Origin of the sequence: Oceanococcus atlanticus (assembly GCF_002088235.1) — a bacterium.
Classification (GTDB): domain Bacteria; phylum Pseudomonadota; class Gammaproteobacteria; order Nevskiales; family Oceanococcaceae; genus Oceanococcus; species Oceanococcus atlanticus.
Genome location: NZ_AQQV01000001.1, coordinates 18856 through 36925 on the forward strand (window position 1 = coordinate 18856; position 18070 = coordinate 36925).

The 18070-nt window shown below is 60.4% G+C and carries 19 protein-coding genes; 10 read left to right on the forward strand and 9 right to left on the reverse strand.

The window, feature by feature from the left end:
* Positions 1-35: 35 nt before the first annotated feature.
* Positions 36-626 (forward strand): MarR family winged helix-turn-helix transcriptional regulator, encoded by a 591-nt coding sequence (locus ATO7_RS00100; protein WP_083558893.1) that lies wholly within the window; start codon positions 36-38, stop codon positions 624-626.
* 21 nt (positions 627-647) lie between these two features.
* On the opposite strand, the gene ATO7_RS00105 is transcribed toward ATO7_RS00100, so the two are convergent.
* From ATO7_RS00105 to ATO7_RS16880, 4 genes are all read right to left on the reverse strand, one after another.
* Positions 648-983 (reverse strand): zinc ribbon domain-containing protein YjdM, encoded by a 336-nt coding sequence (locus ATO7_RS00105; RefSeq protein ID WP_083558894.1) that lies wholly within the window; start codon positions 981-983, stop codon positions 648-650.
* 118 nt (positions 984-1101) lie between these two features.
* Positions 1102-1968: a metal-dependent hydrolase gene (locus ATO7_RS00110; RefSeq protein WP_158522956.1), complete on the reverse strand. Its 867-nt coding sequence runs from the start codon at positions 1966-1968 to the stop codon at positions 1102-1104.
* A 101-nt stretch (positions 1969-2069) separates the two neighbouring features.
* The gene (locus ATO7_RS00115) at positions 2070-3095 is read right to left on the reverse strand and encodes a helix-turn-helix transcriptional regulator (RefSeq protein WP_158522957.1); all 1026 of its coding nucleotides are present in this window, start codon (positions 3093-3095) and stop codon (positions 2070-2072) included.
* Between the two features lie 52 nt (positions 3096-3147).
* A complete protein-coding gene (locus tag ATO7_RS16880) occupies positions 3148-3375 on the reverse strand; it encodes a hypothetical protein (RefSeq protein WP_158522958.1) in 228 nt (75 codons plus the stop codon).
* Positions 3376-3528: 153 nt separating this feature from the next.
* Between ATO7_RS16880 and ATO7_RS16885 the strand changes: the two genes are divergently transcribed.
* Positions 3529-4515 (forward strand): NAD-dependent epimerase/dehydratase family protein, encoded by a 987-nt coding sequence (locus ATO7_RS16885; protein ID WP_158522959.1) that lies wholly within the window; start codon positions 3529-3531, stop codon positions 4513-4515.
* On the opposite strand, the gene ATO7_RS00125 is transcribed toward ATO7_RS16885, so the two are convergent.
* Positions 4512-5105 carry a DUF4124 domain-containing protein gene (locus tag ATO7_RS00125; RefSeq protein WP_158522960.1) on the reverse strand — a complete coding sequence of 198 codons (594 nt, stop codon included), beginning with the start codon at positions 5103-5105 and terminating at the stop codon, positions 4512-4514. The genes ATO7_RS16885 and ATO7_RS00125 overlap by 4 nt on opposite strands.
* 115 nt (positions 5106-5220) lie before the next feature.
* On the opposite strand from ATO7_RS00125, the gene ATO7_RS00130 reads away from it, so the two are divergent.
* Both ATO7_RS00130 and ATO7_RS00135 read left to right on the forward strand, forming a co-directional pair.
* Positions 5221-6120 (forward strand): TraB/GumN family protein, encoded by a 900-nt coding sequence (locus ATO7_RS00130; RefSeq protein ID WP_158522961.1) that lies wholly within the window; start codon positions 5221-5223, stop codon positions 6118-6120.
* A 71-nt stretch (positions 6121-6191) separates the two neighbouring features.
* Positions 6192-6980, forward strand: a complete 789-nt coding sequence (locus ATO7_RS00135; protein ID WP_083558898.1) for an enoyl-ACP reductase FabI — start codon at positions 6192-6194, stop codon at positions 6978-6980.
* A 9-nt stretch (positions 6981-6989) separates the two neighbouring features.
* On the opposite strand, the gene ATO7_RS00140 is transcribed toward ATO7_RS00135, so the two are convergent.
* Positions 6990-7898 (reverse strand): hydroxymethylglutaryl-CoA lyase, encoded by a 909-nt coding sequence (locus ATO7_RS00140; protein WP_456238501.1) that lies wholly within the window; start codon positions 7896-7898, stop codon positions 6990-6992.
* 10 nt (positions 7899-7908) lie between these two features.
* The gene (locus ATO7_RS00145) at positions 7909-8850 is read right to left on the reverse strand and encodes an MBL fold metallo-hydrolase (protein ID WP_146680085.1); all 942 of its coding nucleotides are present in this window, start codon (positions 8848-8850) and stop codon (positions 7909-7911) included.
* A 156-nt stretch (positions 8851-9006) separates the two neighbouring features.
* Here ATO7_RS00145 and ATO7_RS00150 point away from each other — a divergent pair, with 156 nt between their 5' ends.
* Positions 9007-10527, forward strand: coding sequence for an inorganic phosphate transporter (locus tag ATO7_RS00150; RefSeq protein WP_083558900.1), 1521 nt, complete (start codon positions 9007-9009; stop codon positions 10525-10527).
* A gap of 10 nt (positions 10528-10537) precedes the next feature.
* Here the strand turns inward: ATO7_RS00150 and ATO7_RS00155 are convergent, their stop codons facing one another.
* Both ATO7_RS00155 and ATO7_RS00160 read right to left on the reverse strand, forming a co-directional pair.
* Positions 10538-11698, reverse strand: coding sequence for an alpha/beta hydrolase family protein (locus tag ATO7_RS00155; protein ID WP_083558901.1), 1161 nt, complete (start codon positions 11696-11698; stop codon positions 10538-10540).
* A 57-nt stretch (positions 11699-11755) separates the two neighbouring features.
* A complete protein-coding gene (locus ATO7_RS00160) occupies positions 11756-13225 on the reverse strand; it encodes a flavin-containing monooxygenase (RefSeq protein ID WP_206044743.1) in 1470 nt (489 codons plus the stop codon).
* An 85-nt stretch (positions 13226-13310) separates the two neighbouring features.
* On the opposite strand from ATO7_RS00160, the gene ATO7_RS00165 reads away from it, so the two are divergent.
* The 5 genes from ATO7_RS00165 to ATO7_RS00185 all read left to right on the forward strand — a co-directional run bounded on the left by ATO7_RS00165 (position 13311) and on the right by ATO7_RS00185 (position 18067).
* On the forward strand, positions 13311-13934 hold the full coding sequence (locus ATO7_RS00165; RefSeq protein WP_083558902.1) for a TetR/AcrR family transcriptional regulator: 624 nt from the start codon (positions 13311-13313) through the stop codon (positions 13932-13934).
* A gap of 105 nt (positions 13935-14039) precedes the next feature.
* Complete coding sequence (locus ATO7_RS00170; protein WP_158522962.1) at positions 14040-14846, forward strand: SDR family NAD(P)-dependent oxidoreductase; 807 nt, start codon at positions 14040-14042, stop codon at positions 14844-14846.
* Positions 14847-14849: 3 nt separating this feature from the next.
* Positions 14850-15941, forward strand: coding sequence for an NAD-dependent epimerase/dehydratase family protein (locus tag ATO7_RS00175; RefSeq protein ID WP_083558904.1), 1092 nt, complete (start codon positions 14850-14852; stop codon positions 15939-15941).
* On the forward strand, positions 15938-16687 hold the full coding sequence (locus ATO7_RS00180; protein ID WP_083558905.1) for a hypothetical protein: 750 nt from the start codon (positions 15938-15940) through the stop codon (positions 16685-16687). The genes ATO7_RS00175 and ATO7_RS00180 overlap by 4 nt, the downstream gene beginning before the upstream one ends.
* Positions 16688-16801: 114 nt before the next feature.
* Positions 16802-18067, forward strand: a complete 1266-nt coding sequence (locus ATO7_RS00185) for a serine hydrolase domain-containing protein (protein WP_083558906.1) — start codon at positions 16802-16804, stop codon at positions 18065-18067.
* Positions 18068-18070 lie beyond the last annotated feature (3 nt).

Consider the following 18070-nt stretch of genomic DNA (forward strand, 5'->3'; position numbering starts at 1 on the left):
ATAATGACGGTTTACGACATCACGGATCGAGACACTTGATAAAACTAAAAACCACCGTCAAGAAGATCACCCACGACGATGCTGCAGGGCACTTCCTGGAGCTGTTCTACCCGATCCATTACGCCATCGGCATGCAGGTCGAGGATGCCCTGCGCTGTAGCGGTGAACTCGATCGTCACCAAACCGTCATCATGTGGCTGCTGCGCACCGAGGGGCTGAAAAATGGCAGCTCCAGCCTGCGCCGCAAAGACATCGAACGCTGCCTGACGTCCTGGTACGACATCACCAGCAGCACCGTGTCCAAGGCCTTGCGCTCACTGGCAAAACCGCCGCACAACTTCATCACCATCAGCGAAGACCCCAATTCAGGACGCGAAAAACTGGTCACCGTAACGCCGGCCGGCCAACGCTACTATCGCCGCATGGTTGAGAACGCCACCACATTCATCAAGCTGGCAACCGACCGCATGACGGAAGAGGAAAATTCCATGGGTATTCACATGTTCCAGCGCATCACCGATATCTTTCAGGACCTGCGTGATGAGGGCCGAATCGACTCGGTGGAAAACAAGGCGAATGCCAAGGCCAAGGGGCGGCCACGCACACGCAAACCCGCCGCGACATAGCGCGGCGCCCGGCGTCTGAAACTAGATTTTCTTGACGAACTCAGATTTCAATTTCATCGCGCCGATACCATCGATCTTGCAATCGATGTTGTGATCGCCATCGACAAGACGAATGTTTTTCACTTTGGTGCCGACCTTAACCACCGAAGATGAGCCCTTGATCTTGAGGTCCTTGATCACGCTGACGCTGTCACCATCCTGCAACGCATTACCGTGCGCATCTTTGTATTGCGGAGCGTTGCTTTGCGGGGCTGCATCAAGCGACCATTCATGACCACATTCCGGGCACACCAGCAGATGTCCATCCTCATAGGTATAGGCCGACTGGCAGGCCGGACACGGTGGCAGGCTGTTCATCTTGAGTCTCCGAATCGGTAGGTCTAAATAAAAATGCGGGTCGCCTCCAGGAGACGACCCGCATGTCCACACGATGTGGCCGGCACTGATTTTAGTCCGACCACAAAATCTTGCCTACTTAGGCTGCCGCTCCGGCCGAGACCGCATCAGCGGCCGCGATGGCATCACCACTTTGCTCATACACCTCGGTCCAACGGTTGTACGTATCCATGGAACCGTGTTTCCAGGGGTGAAAACCCGGGCGGAAGTAGGTCAGAAAGTGCGGCAACAGGCGCGGAAACAAACCGCCCGGGCCATACAACCACCACAGCCCTCGCAGCCACACACGCCCGGGTTTGCGCACACCGTCCACCTCGAACATATGGCGCATGATCATGAACACATGCAACGGGAAGGTCAGCCCCACCTGCAGCATCGCCGCAACACGCACAAAGTAGCCACCTTTGGCCACCTTGTCATAAACATCGTAAGCCACTGCCTTATGTTCAATTTCCTCAACCGCATGCCAGGCATACATGGCGCGGATGCGTGGATCAGCCTTGTCGAGCAAGCCGGCGGAGAAGAAACCATGCGCCATCAGGGCGGTCATGTGCTCCGCTGCCGCGGTTTGCGCCAAGGTATAAGAGGCCGGTAAGCGCTTGCGGAAGAACCCGAACATGATGCGCTTCTGCTCATCCAGGATGCGATCAACCGCCACGCCTTGGGCCTTGAGGCGATTGTTGAACTGGGTATGCACCATGCCGTGCTGCCCTTCCTGATAAATGAAATCCTTGACCTCGGCCTGCAGTTTCGGATCGGTGATCTGGTCACGGTAATCACGAACACAGCAGATGAAGAATTTCTCACCCTCGGGGAACAACACGGACATGGCATCGAAAAAACGACTCTTGAACGGGTCGTTATCAAACCAGTATTTGGGTATGTCTCCGTCGAGACCGAAATCCGGCCCCTTGCGAGGAACAATGGCTTGTGGCGCTGCGGACATAAGCATCATCCTAATAATTGACTGACCTTCACTGTAAGCACAGTCAACAAGGCGGACTATGACCGCCGACGACCAAAAAGGAACATTTGGCGACAGCGCAACTAGTGCTGTGTGCGGCGGTACTGCCCAGGCGTCATGCCCATCCAGCGTTTGAAAGCCCGCGTAAAGCTGCGCCGGTCGGAAAATCCCAGACGCTCACTGATGGTCTCCATATCGAGTGCCGGATTCTGCAAATCCGCGACCGCGCGACGTTGCCGCACCTGATCCTGGATATCGGCATATACGGCCCCTTCGGCCTGCAAGCGGCGTTGCAAGGTTCTCGGATGCAGACCCAGATGATCCGCCATACGCTCCAGACCACGCCCCAACAGACGCGGCTCACGCAAAAACGCCTGTTCCAGCACAACGGCCGAACGTGTGCCCGCCGATTGTCGCGCCAGACGCTCATCGACACGACGCTCGGCCTGCCCATGCAGATCGGGAAAACCGCCATCCAAGGGCCGGTCCAGATAGCCGCTCGGAAAACACAAGGCGTCATGCGGCTGATCGAAACGAATCGGCAAGTGCAGATGATCACCATAGCGCGCGGCGTGCTCGGGTTGCGGGTAGCTCAATGCCATGTGCGACACATGCGCCAACTCTGGCGACAGCCCCAAACCAAACTTGACCACCGCAGCAAACGTCGACTCAACAAAATAAATCGAAGTCAGGCCACCGACACGCGTATCAATCCCGTATTGCACCAGGCGCGCTTGGCTGCCGTCCTCTTCCAGGCGCAGGTCCACCATCGGATTGATCAACATGCGCACCCAATCCAGCACGCGCACCGCTTCACGCAACGTAGGGCTGGTTGCCAGAAACGTGGCGATGTCGGGCAGATAATCAAAAGCAAAGGTTTCGCCCAGCACAAAGGGGAAATGATGCTGCCGCGCGCGCGCCACACAACGCTGCATCAGCTCTCCGAGGTGCGCCAGACTGATGGTGGCCTCATCAAGGCGCTCAAGATCGGTGCGGATGCCGAGTTCATCGAAAACCGGACGTACGTTGAAACCACAGTGCGCCGCCGCGCTGACCCAATTGGGCAACGTGATAAACGGCACCGTGATTTGTGTATCCGGGGTATTCATCGGGGCGCAGTATGCCGCGTCACCCGCCCGCCGCAAACTCCTGGCGCAAAGCTCATCCCAGCCACTGACCGATCCAGTAAAACAAGGTTGGATGCAGACACAGCATGGCCAACCAGAAAAGTATCCACAGATACTGACGCCGTTTATAGCGGCGTCTTTGCTCGCGCCCGTCATCGTAAGCACGCTGCAATTGCGCCCAGCTCATCATGTCGTCGTCCCAGTGGCTGGTGTGACGATCCTTGACCTCATCCAGGACAATCCGCGTTTTCTTGCTCGGCATGTTCGATCACGCTTTGCGGGCTCGCACCACTATTGCGCCACGCAAACCCTCAGATCAAGGCTTTCAGCCCGGATAGCCACCCTCGCCTGTTTGGTGGAGGCCACAGCCGCGCACCCAAGCCACAGTGAGCAAAACAACACAGGCCTTGGGGATATGCAAAAACAAGTTACCGTGACCGGCGGCGGCGGTCGTCTGGGATGTGCGCTGGTCCGTACACTGCTCGAAAACGGCCTGAAGGTGCGCGTTCTCGAACCTGCCAGTGCGCTGCCAGCATCATTGGCAGGGTTGACTGTAGAGCTGGTCAGTGGCTCGGTTCTGGATCCAACCGCCGTTGCCAAAGCCATAGAAGGCGCCAGCGTGGTTTATCACCTGGCCGCAAAAATCGATCTGGATCGCGATCTTGATGGCAGTGTTTACGCGGTGAATGTTGAAGGCACGCGACAGGTCGCGGAAGCCTGCCTGGCCCGAGACCTTAGATTGGTTCACTGCTCCTCCCACCATGCCCTGGACCTGGAGCCTTTAAGCGAACCACTGGATGAATCCAGACCGCTGGCGGTGGATCACAAATGCACCTATCACCGCTCAAAAGCGCGCGCCGAGCAATTGGTTCATGAACTCATCCGCGAACGCGCACTGAACGCGGTTGTAGTGAACCCCGGCACCTTGGTCGGCCCGCTGGATTTTGAACCGTCCCTGTTTGGGCAAGGCATGCTCGACCTCTACCACGGCAAGCTGCCCGCCTTGCTCAACATCGCCACTGACTGCGCGGATGTCCGCGATGTGGCGCAAGCCATCATGGTGGCGGCCCAACGCGGCCGCACCGGCGAGCGTTACCTGCTCAGCGGCAAGCCATTGCACATGCGTGAGATCGCCGCGCTGTGGAGCGACATCACCGGCTGCCAGACACCGGCGGTGTTCCTCCCACGCTGGTTCGGCTGGTTTATCGTGCCCTTCACCGTGGGTGCCGCACGCATAAAACGGCAAAAACCATTGTTCACACCGAATATGTTGCGCGCCAGCGTGGCCAACGACAGTGTCTGTTGTGACAAAGCCGCGCGCGAGCTGGATTACCAGCCACGCCCGGTCGAGGATTCACTGCGTGACGCTTTTGCGTTCTATCAGGAGCAAGGCTGGGCCTAACCGCCGACGGCACGTCGTAGCCGTAGATACTCGTAACGCGCCATATCTTTGTTGAGGCCTTCAAACTCTGACTGACGCTGGCGTTTGATCTCTGCAATCTTGGCCGCAATACCCGCCGAATCACTTTCCAAAGCGCGGATGGTGTTCTGCTGTGCCAGCGGGCGCTCGGTGCGTCGACTGCGTTCGCGCGCCAGAGCCCGCTCAATGTTCTGCATGTCTTTGTTCAGCAGTTCGATCTGCTGATCACGCACGGACAGGCGCTCATCACGGAGCTTTTCCAAGGCATCCAGGTTCTCGAACGTGGTCCACAAATAGCGGTCGTATTCGTCTTGCTGCGCCCGCCGGTCACGCTCGGTATCCATGGCGTCCATGCGCCGACGATGTGCTTCCAGCTCTTCGACTGTGCGCTGGCGACGCAGAACTTCACGCAAATTTCCATGCTGATCGAGAACATGGCGTTCCAGCTTGGACACTTCCGGCGGAATCGAGTCACTGAAGTGCACCTGGCCGTTTTCATCAACCCAACGGTAGATTTGCGACCACCCGGCAGTGGACAATAGACACAGGCACAGCGCAGTGACAATCTGCACGAAAAAGGGTCGTTGCCGGCGTCCCGACACGCGCGAACTTATTAAGGTAACTACAGACATCATGGGCACGTTTTGCAAGTCATGGGCCGCTTGGATGCAGCAGTGTATTTTAGCATTGATCCTGGCCTCCCTATCGACACAATCTGCCTGGGCACAAGACAACGACGACGGCCCTGGCAAGAAAACCTTTGATCTACTGTGGTCCATCAAAGGTGAAAAAAATCACATCTATCTGCTCGGCTCGGTACATTTGCTGCCGCATGGCGCCCGCAGTCTGCCTGATGTGGTGCATGCGGCTTATATGACCAGTGATCTGATCGTATTTGAATCCGATTTGTTCCTCATTGGTTCCGTGGCTTTTGAGGCTGATGAGCTGGCACAGGCGCGCTACGCCGCAGGTCACAGCATTCATGACGAGATGCCGGCAGATTTGATGCTGCAGGTCGAGAACAAGGTCGAAGACCTCGGCTTGCCGATGGCCATATTGCAGCGCTACCGCCCATGGTTCTTCGCGCAAACGCTGGCCACCGCTCAGTTCGCACGTGACGGCTTCCCCATCGACAATGGCGTGGACGTGCGCCTCTACCGTGAAGCGGTCAACGACATGAAGCTGACCGCAGGCCTGACGCCGCCGCGTCAACATCTTGCCACCTTCGCCGAAATGACGCGCGAACAGAATGAGGCGTTTCTGCGCAGTGCGCTGGATGACCTGGAAGACACGCGCGCCCAAATCTCCCGAATTCTGGACATTTACCGGAACGCCGATCTGGACCTGCTGAACACGCTGGCTGAGGAAATGCGCGAGCAGACCCCTTCGCTGTATAAACGCCTGGTGATCGATCGCAACGAAGCCTGGATGGCCAAGTTCGAGGAGTACCGCAAGGAACCGAACAACATTCTGGTGGTGGTCGGGGCAATGCAGCTGGTCGGTGATCAGGGCCTGATCGCACGTTTTGAGCGGGCCGGCTGGAAGCCCTCGGTGCCCAAATACCGCGGCTTCCGCCCGCCCGAGTAGTCCGCCCGCGAATGCACTAAACTCCCGACCCTGTTCACACACCGGCTTAAGCCGGGACTACGGAGGGAGTTATGGGTTTCTTGCAGGGAAAGCGCGCACTGATTACCGGTGTTGCCAGTGACCGATCGATTGCCACCGGCATTGCCGAAGCCATGCACCGCGAAGGCGCCGAACTGGCCTTCACCTATCAGGGTGAAAAACTGCTGTCGCGGGTTGAAGCCTGCGCTGCGCGCACCAATGCTGCCGGCATCTTTCCCTGCGACGTGGCCGAAGATGCGTCCATCGAAGCACTGGCCGAGAGTTTGGCCAGCACTTGGTCGGACGGTTTCGACATCCTGGTTCACTCCATCGGCTTTGCACCACGCGAGCAACTTCAGGGCAGCTATCTTGATGCGGTGACCCGCGAAGGTTTCCAGGTCGCTCACGACATCAGCTCCTACAGCTTTGCAGCCATGGCCAAAGCCCTGCGCGGGCAGTTGCGTGAAGGCGGCTCGCTGCTCACCCTGACCTATCTCGGTGCGGTGCGCGCCGTGCCCATGTACAACGTGATGGGGCCGGCCAAGGCCAGCCTGGAAGCCAATGTGCGCTTCATGGCGGCGGAACTTGGAGCCCGCAATATCCGCGTCAACGGCATCTCGGCCGGGCCGATCAAGACCCTCGCTGCGGCCGGCATCAAAGGCTTTCGCGGCATGCTGGCCAGCGCCGAAAGCGCATCACCGCTGCGCCGTAATGTCACCCCGGAGGAAGTCGGCAACGCGGCGGCTTTCATGTGTTCCAACCTGGCCTCCGGCATTACCGGCGAGATTCTCTACGTCGACGCCGGCTACAACATTCAGGGCTTGGCCAACGACGACAGCTGAGCGGCAGCCCTAGCGTTTGGCGAGCATGGCGCGGGCCACCCGCGACTGATTGGCGCGCCCCAGCGCCTGACAAATGTCGTCACCGGCAGTGACCAGCTTTTCCAGGTCAACGCCGGTGTCGACGCCCAGCCCCTGGCACAGGTAAACCAGATCTTCGGTGGCCAGGTTGCCACTGGCACCCTTGGCATACGGACAACCTCCGAGCCCGGCAACCGAAGCATCGAACACGCGTACACCGGCTTCCATGGCTGCGTAGACATTGGCCAGCGCCTGTCCGTAGGTGTCATGAAAATGGCCGGCCACCAGGCTCACCGGTATGCGGCGTGAGACCGATTCAATCAAAGCCCGGGTCTGATGCGGTGTGCCCACACCAATGGTGTCGCCCAGCGAAACCTCATAGCAGCCCGCGCTGATCAGTCGTGCGGCCAGCTCACTGACCTTGTGTGCCGATACGGCGCCGGAATACGGACAACCCAGTACGCAGGACAGATAGCCGCGCACCGCGATACCGTCCTGCGCCGCGGCCTCGAGCAGCGGTCGAAAGCGCGCTAGGCTTTCGTCGATCGAACAATTGATGTTCTTCTGCGAAAACGCTTCGGACGCCGCAGCGAACACCGCAACTTCGCGCGCACCGGCATCGCGGGCGGCCTCATAGCCCTTGAGATTGGGCGTTAACACCGGAAAGCGTGCCCGTTGGGCCAGCGGACCACGCATCAGGGTGGTCAGCACCTCGGCATGATCGGCCATCTGCGGCACCCAGCGCGGCGACACGAATGCGGTGGCCTCGACACAGGCCAACCCCGCATCGACCAGGGCCTCGATCAGGGCCAGCTTCTGCGCGGTGGACACGTCGGACGGCTCATTCTGCAGCCCATCACGCGGCCCCACCTCGACGATCTTCACGGCGTCACTCGGCATATCGGCCATCTCAGGCCGCCTTGTGCTGCTGCCAGAACAACAGCCCTTGAGCATTGAGATTGAGATCCATGCCCAGCACCCGATCGAACACCTCACGCACCTCGCGACCGCCCGCATCCTGATACTCGGCAAACAGGGCATCACCAAGCTTTGTCGCCAGCTGCTCTTCGCTCAGATCCGCCCAGCGCTCACCCAGGGCTGCATGCGCATCCAGCCGCCGGGCCAGTTGCTCCGACAGCATCGCGGGGTTCTCAACCCGCCCGTAGTGGGTCAAGTACATGTAACGCGGCGCATATGCGGCCATCTTGCTCAGGGTTTGATGCCAGGCCTGCGGGTCAAACTGGACCGGGGTGGTCGTCGGCACGATAAAGGTCTGCTGGTTGATATCCAGCTGCGGGTAACCCAGCCCGAACACATCGCCGGTGAAAAAGCCCTGACTGCGTTCGTCCCACACTACCAGATGATGTTTGGCGTGCCCGGGCGCATCCAGCAGGTGCAGAGCACGCCCTGCAAGATCAAGCTGCGTGCCGTCTTCAGCCGCAAAGCTGCGCGCTTGCGGGCAGGCCAGAATCTCACCATTGAGGCGCTTGAAACTGTCCTCACCGTAAACCGCCATAGCGCCCGCAAGCAGTTTGCTCGGGTCGACCAGATGACGCAGACCTCGCGGATGCACGTGCAGCTCGGCGCGCGGCAGCGCCTGCATCAGCCCGCCGGCCCCACCGGCATGATCCAGATGCACATGGGTGGGGATGATGTAGCGCAGTGCATCACGCTCGACACCCAACGCATCCAGTGCTGCGAGTATCGGTTCCACCGAAAGACCGGTCCCGCATTCAACCAGCGCGTATTGCCCCGCGCTGTGGATCAGGTAGCACGCGGCGACACCATCAGCCACATAAGCCGTATCGATACGCCAGATGTCGTGCTCATAGGCCTGAATATTGGGGGTCAAAACCGCTCTCCTGAAGTAAAGGTTTTGGGCCCAGACCAAGCGAAATATGACAAAATGATGACAGTGTCATTCACAGTCTCCGTCGGCGCCCACGGCACGCAAAGATATCAGGGATAGCGGGACCAGCCCACCCAAACGGAACGAGCTCTCTACAGCATGCAGCGCGTACTCAAGCTGGCCATTGCCGGCCTATTTTTGTTTTGTATTGGCTGGTTTATCGAAACCAACTACGCCGATCTTCCGCATTACGAGCTGTTGCTGGTCGCAGCTGTCATCGGCGGTTACATGGCGCTTAACATCGGCGCCAACGACGTAGCCAACAATGTCGGCCCAGCGGTTGGATCATTCGCCCTGAGCATGACCGCGGCCATTCTTATCGCGGCGGTGTTCGAGGCTTCAGGCGCGCTGATCGCCGGCGGCGATGTCGTCCAAACCGTTAAGAAAGGCATCGTCGACACCAGTCTGATCAAAAGTGACCAAGTTTATGTCTGGGTCATGATGGCTGCCCTGCTGGGCGGCGCAATCTGGCTCAACATCGCGACCGCCTTGGGCGCCCCGGTATCGACCACCCATTCCATCGTCGGTGGTGTGATGGGCGCTGGCATTGCAGCCGCTGGTTGGCAAGCGGTCAATTGGGGAAGCATGGGCGCGATCGCCTCCAGCTGGGTCATCTCTCCGTTGATGGGCGGCATCATTGCAGCCGGGCTGCTGCTGCTGATCAAGAAACGTATCTTTTTCCGTGAAGACGTGCTCGAAGCGGCCGCCAAGGTGGTGCCGATATTGATCGCGCTGATGGCCATGGCCTTCGCCACCTACCTCTCGCTTAAAGGCCTCAAACACATTGTTAAATTGAACATGTGGCAGGCCGCCAGCATCGGCGCAATCACCGCTTTTGCCGCTTTTCACTGGGTCCGCCCGCGCATTCACGCACGCTTGACGCAGCTGAACGCCGACCGCGAGAGCGTCAACGACCTGTTCACCATGCCCCTGATCTGTGCTGCCGCATTGCTCAGTTTCGCTCATGGCGCCAACGACGTGGCCAACGCAATTGGTCCACTGGCAGGTATTTACGATGCCATCGCCAACCATGGCGTGGCCGCCAAGGTGAGCATTCCAACCTGGGTCATGATCAGTGGCGCGCTGGGTATCTCGCTGGGGCTAGCCTTGTTCGGGCCGCGCCTGATCCGCACGGTGGGCTCTGAAATCACCGAGCTGGATCGCAGCCGCGCGTTCTGCATCGCGCTGTCTGCCGCAGTCACGGTGATCATCGCCAGCCAACTCGGACTGCCCGTCAGCTCCACTCACGTTGCACTGGGCGCGGTGTTTGGTGTCGGTTTCCTGCGCGAATACCTCGACAACCAGCTGGGCGCAACGATTGAGCAGGTGCTCAAGGCGCATGGCGATGCCGCACACGGCGAACTCGAAGCGCGTTTGCACCAATTCTATGAAGCCGAGCCGGAAGACAAAAACCGGGTGCTCAAACAGCTCAAGAAAATGGGCAAAAATGGTGTGCTGACCAAACAGGAAAGCAAGCATCTTCGCCTGCTCTTCCAACGCAAGCTGGTCAAACGCCAGGCGTTTCTGAAGATTGTCGCTGCCTGGCTGATCACCGTACCGGTCTCGGCCGGCCTCAGCGCCCTGTTCTTCTTCGCCCTGCGCGGGGCCCTGCTGCCCTGAGGCCGGGGCTTTACACCATAGGATGAACGGTGTGGCGGTCCATGAAATTCTTCATGCGCCGGAGGTAGGCCCCCTGGCTGAGATGAATCACATGGTTACCGGGGAACCAGTGCAGATGGCTTTCCTGCCAGTGCTGATGCAACAAACGCACGAAGCGCGGTGAGGTCAGGCGGTCGCCGGCCCCACCGATGATCAGGGCACGATCGCCATCAAGCTGCGGGGCGTAGGTCAGCGGGCTGTGGACCGCCAAATCACGACGCAACTCGCGCACGCTCAGTCCGCTGCGCTTCATGACCGCGCGCAACAGCGCCCCGGTAGGCTCCCAGTCCAGCACCATGTCGATCGGCGCGACCACCGGTGAATTGGGAATGGCAAATGCCAGACGCGGATCGGCGGTCGCCAGCATGGCGGTGTGATAGCCGCCCAGGCTCAGGCCACTGACACCCACCGAGGGCGCACCGCGCGCATACAGGTAATCCAGCAGGACGCGCAGATCACACACCCCCTGCAGCATGGCTTCGTTGATGTGGGCGAAACCACCGGAGAAAAAACCGATCCCGCTGACCGCATGCCGCGGCTCAGTACGGTAGCCATGAAACGGCAAAGTGAACTGCACCACATCGTAGCCACGCCGGTAGAACCATTTGAGCGCGAACCATATGGCGTTGAGGCCGTACCAGCCCTCTATCACGCCGTGCACGAAGATCAGCGTGCGCCGCGGCCCCTGCGGATGGCGCCAGTACTGTGCATGCGCGACACGGTTGCGCTTGTAGCCCAGATAGCGGTCACGCATGGCTGGATTCAACGGTACGAAAGGACTGTCGAAACTGAGATCTTCGGCCGCAATCCCGAACGGACGGTAATGCCCCATACGCGGCTTACTGACCCGCATGCGCACCGGCTCGGGCGCCTGAAAGGTGGCCTGCACATCGCCTTTCTCGGCGAAGTCGCGGTAAAACGCAAGGCGCTCCAGCTCATCGCTGAGCGCCTTCTTTGAGACCAGCAGCGGCGTCATCGAGGCGCCCATGACCGAGCCCAGCCCGGCCCGCAGCACCCGATCCGCCACCGCTGTCGAGCGCACCTTGAACCAGTGCTGGCGGTCCAGTTCGGTGCCGTCGCTGTGCTTGTAGAAATCCTCGGGGAGCTGATCCCACCAGTAGGCCGCGGACATCGCAAACTCCGTTTTTATGCTTTTCCGGAGTATAGGAAGTCCAATTGGTAATAGGGGTTACGCCGCCCGCCAGTCGAAACTGTCTGCATCCAACTGCGCCAGCAACTGCTTGTATTCCTGCGTCAGACCAGGCCAGTTGTTGGTCACCTTGCCCTGGGCGTTGTGATACCAGGAACTGCAGCCCGCACTCCACACCGAATTCTTGAGCTTGCTCTGTATGTCCACGTTATAACGGGCCATAACGTCAGCTTTGACATCCACGGCGCGAAAACCGCCCTGCCTGAGGCGCGCCAGGCACTGCATGATGTAACCGACCTGGCACTCGATCATGAAGATGATCGAATTGCTGCCCAGATTGGTGTTCGGCCCGTAGAGCATGAACAGATTGGGGAAACCGTGAACGCTGACCCCCTTGTAGGCCTCGGCGCCATCAGCCCAGACCTCACTCAACTCACGGCCGCCGGCGCCACGAATGCGCATGGGCGCGAGAAACTCGGTGGCCAAAAATCCGGTGCCGTAAATCAGGGCATCAAAGGCGTACGCCTGGCCGCCGGCCTCCAGCCCTTGAGGCGTCACCCGCTCGATTGGCGCCGTGATCACATCCACATTGTCCTGGGCCAGAGCCTGGAAATAATTGTGCGAGAACAGCACCCGCTTGCAGCCTATCGGATAATCCGGGGTCAGCTTGGCGCGCAGCTGTGGGTCCTTGATGTGGCGGCGCATGTACCACAGGGTCAGGCGCTTGTAGGCGCTGGCCAGGCGACTGTCGCTGTTGAAGGCACCGGTGGATTTCTCGCCCGCGGTATACCAGATACGCCGATTGAGTTCCTTGTAGCCGGGTACGTACCTCATCATCCAGCGGTCCATCGCGGTGTAATCGCGATCCGGTTTGGGCATGACATAGGGCGGCGTGCGCTGAAAGACGTCCACGCGCGCGGCCGACTTGGCCAGCTCCGGAATGAACTGAATCGCGCTGGCCCCGGTGCCGATCACCCCGATGCGCTTGCCGCTGGGGTCGAAGTCCGCATCCCACTGCGCCGAGTGGAAACGCGTGCCGGTGAAACGTTCCAGTCCTTCCACACGCGGCATGGCCGGGCGGCTGAGCTGGCCGACACCGGTGACCAGCACGCGAGCACTGAGCACCTCGCCGCTGTCCAGCTCGACCTGCCACAGTGCGCGACGCTCGTCGTACTGCGCACCCGCCACTGGCGTGTTGAAGCGGATGAACGGATACAGGCCGAAACGCTCGGCACATTCTTTCATGTAGCGCTGAATCTCCGGCTGCGGCGGATACCGCCGACTCCAGTCGGTTTTCATCGCAAAGCTGAAGGAATACAGTTCTGCGGGTATGTCGCAGGCTGCTCCGGGATAGGTGTTCTCACGCCACACCCCGCCCACTTCGGGGCCTTTTTCCAGCACCACAAAGTTGTCGATGCCGGCCTCTTTCAGCTTGATCGCCATGCACAGACCGGAGAATCCGGTCCCGATCACGATCGCATCCAGCGTCTGGTCGTGGCTAGTCGTCACGTGCTCACACCTCAATGATTTGACGGATGTCAAAAGTTACATATGTTACTTTTAACTGTCAACCTCTTTCGCATAAGATAACCGGATGAGCTCCACGTCCAGCCACCTTGCCCGGCAACCACAACAACAGCGCGCGCGCCAGCGCTTTGAAGATGTGCTGGTCGGGGCCGAGAAACTGCTGCTCAGCAAGGGGCTGGATGGTTTCAATATTTCCGAACTGGCCCAGGATCTGGGCTACACACGGGCCAGCATTTACAAGTTCTTCCCCACCCCGCAGGCGGTCTTCCACGAGATCAACAGCCGCCAGCTCGACCAGCTGGAAGACAAGCTACGCCGCCGTGTGACCGAGCTGCAAAGCGACTGCTGGGAAGCTCAGTTGCGAGAGGTCACCGCCACAGCCACCGAATTTCACAACGACAACCCGGTGGCCAGCCTGCTGATCCTGGGGCCGGTCCAGGGTGAAAGCGCCTATCGCTCGCTGCATTCGATGATCGGCCGGCTGGGCGATCTGCTCGCGCAGGTTATGCTGGCCAACGATTTGCCGGTCAGCCGCGAGCCGGTCGACCACGCCATGCTCACGGTGGAGATTGCCACCGCCTGTTTGCGCACCTCGTATCACCTGCACGGCTACATCACCCCGGCTTACGAAAATGCGGCCTGGACGGCGATGGTCGCCTACCTGCGTCAGGTCCTGAATTTCAGCGCCTGAACCAAATCGGACAGGCCGACCTACACCAAAATGATGAAGTCTCCTTAATTTCTTCGGCCTATGTTCGACGGGTTGCCCTCAACCCCGCCTGCAAGACCGGACAACATGATTCTTCAGCCTGATTTTCACTCGCGCTACGGCCCCTGGGCCGTCATCGCCGGCGCCTCCGAAGGCATTGGCCAGCAATATGCCCATGTCCTGGCCGAACGCGGCTTCAACTTGGTGACCTTGGCCCGGCGCCTTGAGCCACTGGAAAAAGATGCGGAGCTGATTCGCCGCCGCCATCGAGTCGAGGTCAAACCCTGCTCCGTCGACCTGGCTGCCGACAATCTGGCCGAGCTGACCGCCGAAGCCTGCGCTGGGCTGGAGATCGGCCTGCTGATCTACAACGCCTGTTATTCGGTCATCGGCGAATTCCTCGACATTGCAGAGACAGACCATCACAAGATGCTCGACGTCAACTGTCGCGCACCGGTGATCATGACCCGTACACTGGCCCCGGCCATGATCGAGCGCGGGCGCGGCGGCGTGATCCTGATGTCGAGCATGTCTGGCTTTCAGGGCACCGCCATGGTGGCTAACTACGCCGCCACCAAAGCCTGGAACATCAACCTGGCCCAGGGTCTGTGGGAGGAATTCCGTCCCCACGGGGTAGATGTGCTGGCCTGCGTGGCCGGTGCGACATCAACCCCGGGCTTTGAAGGCAACACCCCGCAGGACAAACGCAGCAAAGCTTTCCCCATGGCCCCGGACCTGGTCGCACGTGAGGGTCTCAAAGCATTGGGCAAACGCCCGCTGCACATCACCGGACGCATCAACCGCGCGGTCGATGTCATGGGTCATTTGATGACCCGTCGTCAGCGCACCCGCTTTTTCAGCAACGCCACCCGCGGCATATACGGAGACAACTGAATCATGGCGAACACTCAGGACATCGCCCCCACCCCCAAGTTTGAACCCGCAGAGCTAGGCGAAGTTTGCCTGGTCACCGGCGGTGGCGGCTACGTCGGGTCGGCGCTGGTTCGTCGCCTGCGTGAAAACGGCTGCCGCGTGCGCAGCCTCGATGTTGTGCCCCATGATTTTGACGACCCAGGCGTGGAAACCGTGGTCGCCGACTTGCGTCACTACGCGGACGTGCGGCGCGCCTGCGAAGGTGTCGACACGGTGTTTCACACCGCCGCCATCATCAACCTGCTGAGCCTGTATCGACCGGCGCAAAAGCGCATGGTCTACGAGGTCAATTGCGTGGGCACCCGCAATCTGGTCAAGGCGGCTGAGGCGGCCGGCGTGGCCGCACTGGTGCAAACCAGCACCTTCAGCGTGGTGCTTGATCGTGTCCTCGACAACCAGGACGAAAGCGTGCCCTACGCCACACGCACGCGGGATCTGTACTCGATGACCAAGATCGAAGCCGAGCGCACCGTGCTGGCGGCCGACCAGAACGACGGCCTGCGCACCTGCGCGCTGCGTCCCGGCGGCGTGTGGGGCAGCGACTGCAACTCCATCATGATTCGCAGTTTCCTTGAGGAGCTGGCGGCCGGGCGTTTCAAGGCGCTGATCGGCAATGGCCGGGCAACCATGGACAACACCCATGTCGACAACCTGATCGACGCGCATTTTCTCGCCGCCAAGGCGCTGCGCGAAAAACCCGAGGTGGTCGGCGGGCAGGCCTATTTCATCAATGACGATGAGCAGGTCAACGGTCTGGTCTGGTTCAAACCGCTGGTTGAGGCCCTGGGTGAAAAATTTCCCCGTCTGACCCTGCCTGCACCGATGATGAAAATGATCGGGCGCGGCATGGAACTGGCGCATTTCTTCGGCGGCCCCGAGCCGACCCTGACCCACCGCGGCATTCGCAACCTGACCGAAAGCTCCAGCTTCCGTATCGACAAGGCGCGCCGTGATCTCGGTTACACACCGCGCTTCACCCGCGACAACGGCTTTGCCCTGCTGCTGCCCAATGCACGCCGTTTTGTCGACGACTTGAGAGGCAAAGCTGCGGCGTGAAAAAGCTGATCTATCTGCTCTGGTCAACGCGCGAGATGGCTCCGGCCGAACGCCGCGAGATCCTGCTCGATAGCGTGGCGCCAACCCTGCTGGACTACGACCCGATCGGTCTTCAGATCAACATCTGCGACGATCTCGCAACCACACCGTCACCAGCGCCCACCCCGGCCTTCAGCGAGCCGTTCATTGCCATGGTCGATGTGTGGCTGGATGACGCGACAGATCCGCTGCCCTACGAGGACGCCCTGCGTCGGGCCGGCTTTCAGCTGGCCGGCTATCAGGTCGATGAATGGCTCTACACCGACTACGGCGAACACCACAGCGCCAACCAGCCACGCGACTGGGCCGATGGCCAGCGTAGCCGCGGCATCCTCGCCGTCACCCTGCTGCGCAAACCCAAACGCCTGAACCGTGAACAATGGATGGCCCGCTGGTTTGGTCATCAGTCACCCATGAGCGAACGCATGCAGCCCCGCGCTCGCTACGTGCGCCATGTGGTCGAGACCAGCCTGACCCCGGGCGCGGAGGCGATCGACGGCATCGTTGAGGAAGACTGGCCGTCCGGCGAGCATGTCACCAACCTCAAGCTGTTTTACGGCGCCAAATCGTGGTGGGGTGTGATGCGCAACATGGCGATCATGCTGCATTCGGTGGTGCGCATCCTCAATCTGTTCAACATCACCACGGTGATGATGAGCGAGTATCTGATCAGGACACCGCCTGGCCACGCGCAAGCCCCGGCCTGAGAACCTCGGTGCAATGCACCGCCCTGCCCGCGCACATGACAGGCTCATGACAGCCAGGGCGCAGCCTTCTATGATGCCCGGCTGACCCGTGTGCCCGCTGCTGGAGCCAAGCACTTGAAAAACCCTTTCCGCCCGCTGCTGATTCCGCGTCCAGGCGACCTGGATGCGATCACCGACATTCGTCAGGCTGACGAGACTGATCCGCAGGATCTGGGGCTGTCCGCCCAGGTCCCAGGGCACATCTGGGCCGCAGTGGAAAAGCTTTACCGCACGCGCACCATGCCGGCGATCAGCCTGGCCATCCGCCACAAAGGCCAGATCCTCATGCATCGCAGCATTGGCCATGCACGTGGCAACGGGCCGCTCGACAGCCCCGATACGCCGCGCCGGGTCATGCAGGCCGACACCCCGGTGTGCCTGTTTTCAGCCTCCAAGGCGATCACCGCGATGCTGGTGCACAAACTGGCCGAGGAAGGCGTGATCCGCCTGCATGATCCGGTTGCCGAATACGTGCCCGAGTTTGCCGCCAAGGGCAAGCAGTACATCACGGTGGGCCAGGTCCTGGCCCACCGTGGCGGCGTGCCCGTAATCAAGCAGAAAGTGCCCGATCCGAGCCTGCTGTGGGACTGGGATGCCTGCGTCAAAACCCTGTGCGAAGCCACCCCACGCAAGGATGCCGGGCGCACCCAGGCCTATCACGCCATCACCGGCGGCTTCATTCTCGGCGAGGTCATGCGCCGGGCCACCGGCCAGGAGCTTGATGACATCCTGCAGACCCGCATCGCCAAGCCACTGGGCAGTCGCCACATGACCCTGGGCTTGCCGCCCGAGCACCATGGGGACGTCGCCCTCAACCACTTCACCGGTTATCCGGAACGTTTTCCGATCAAGCTGCTGTCGACCCGCGCGCTCGGCGCCCCGTTTCCGCTGGTCACCGAAATCTCCAACTCACCCGAGTTCATGTCGGCCAAAATCCCGGCCGGCAACATCTACGCCAGCGCCTTGGAAACCTGCGACTTTTTCCAATGCCTGCTCAACGGCGGACATTTCGGCCAGCAACGCCTGTTTGAACGGGCGACCGTCACCCGCGCGATCAGCGAGGCCGCCGCGCGACAGTTCGATCGCACCCTGATGGTGCCGATCCGCACCAGCGAAGGCTTCATGCTCGGCGACGAACCGTTCGGCATGTACGGCCCGCACACACGCGAAGCGTTCGGCCATCTGGGCTTTATTTCGATCTTCTGCTGGGCCGACCCGGCGCGTGACATCTCTGTTGCGCTGCTGACCACCGGCAAGCCGATCGTGGCCCTGCATTACGGCCCGCTGCTCAAATTGCTGGCGACCATCAACCGCAGCTTCGGCAAATTCGAAGGCCGCTAGGCG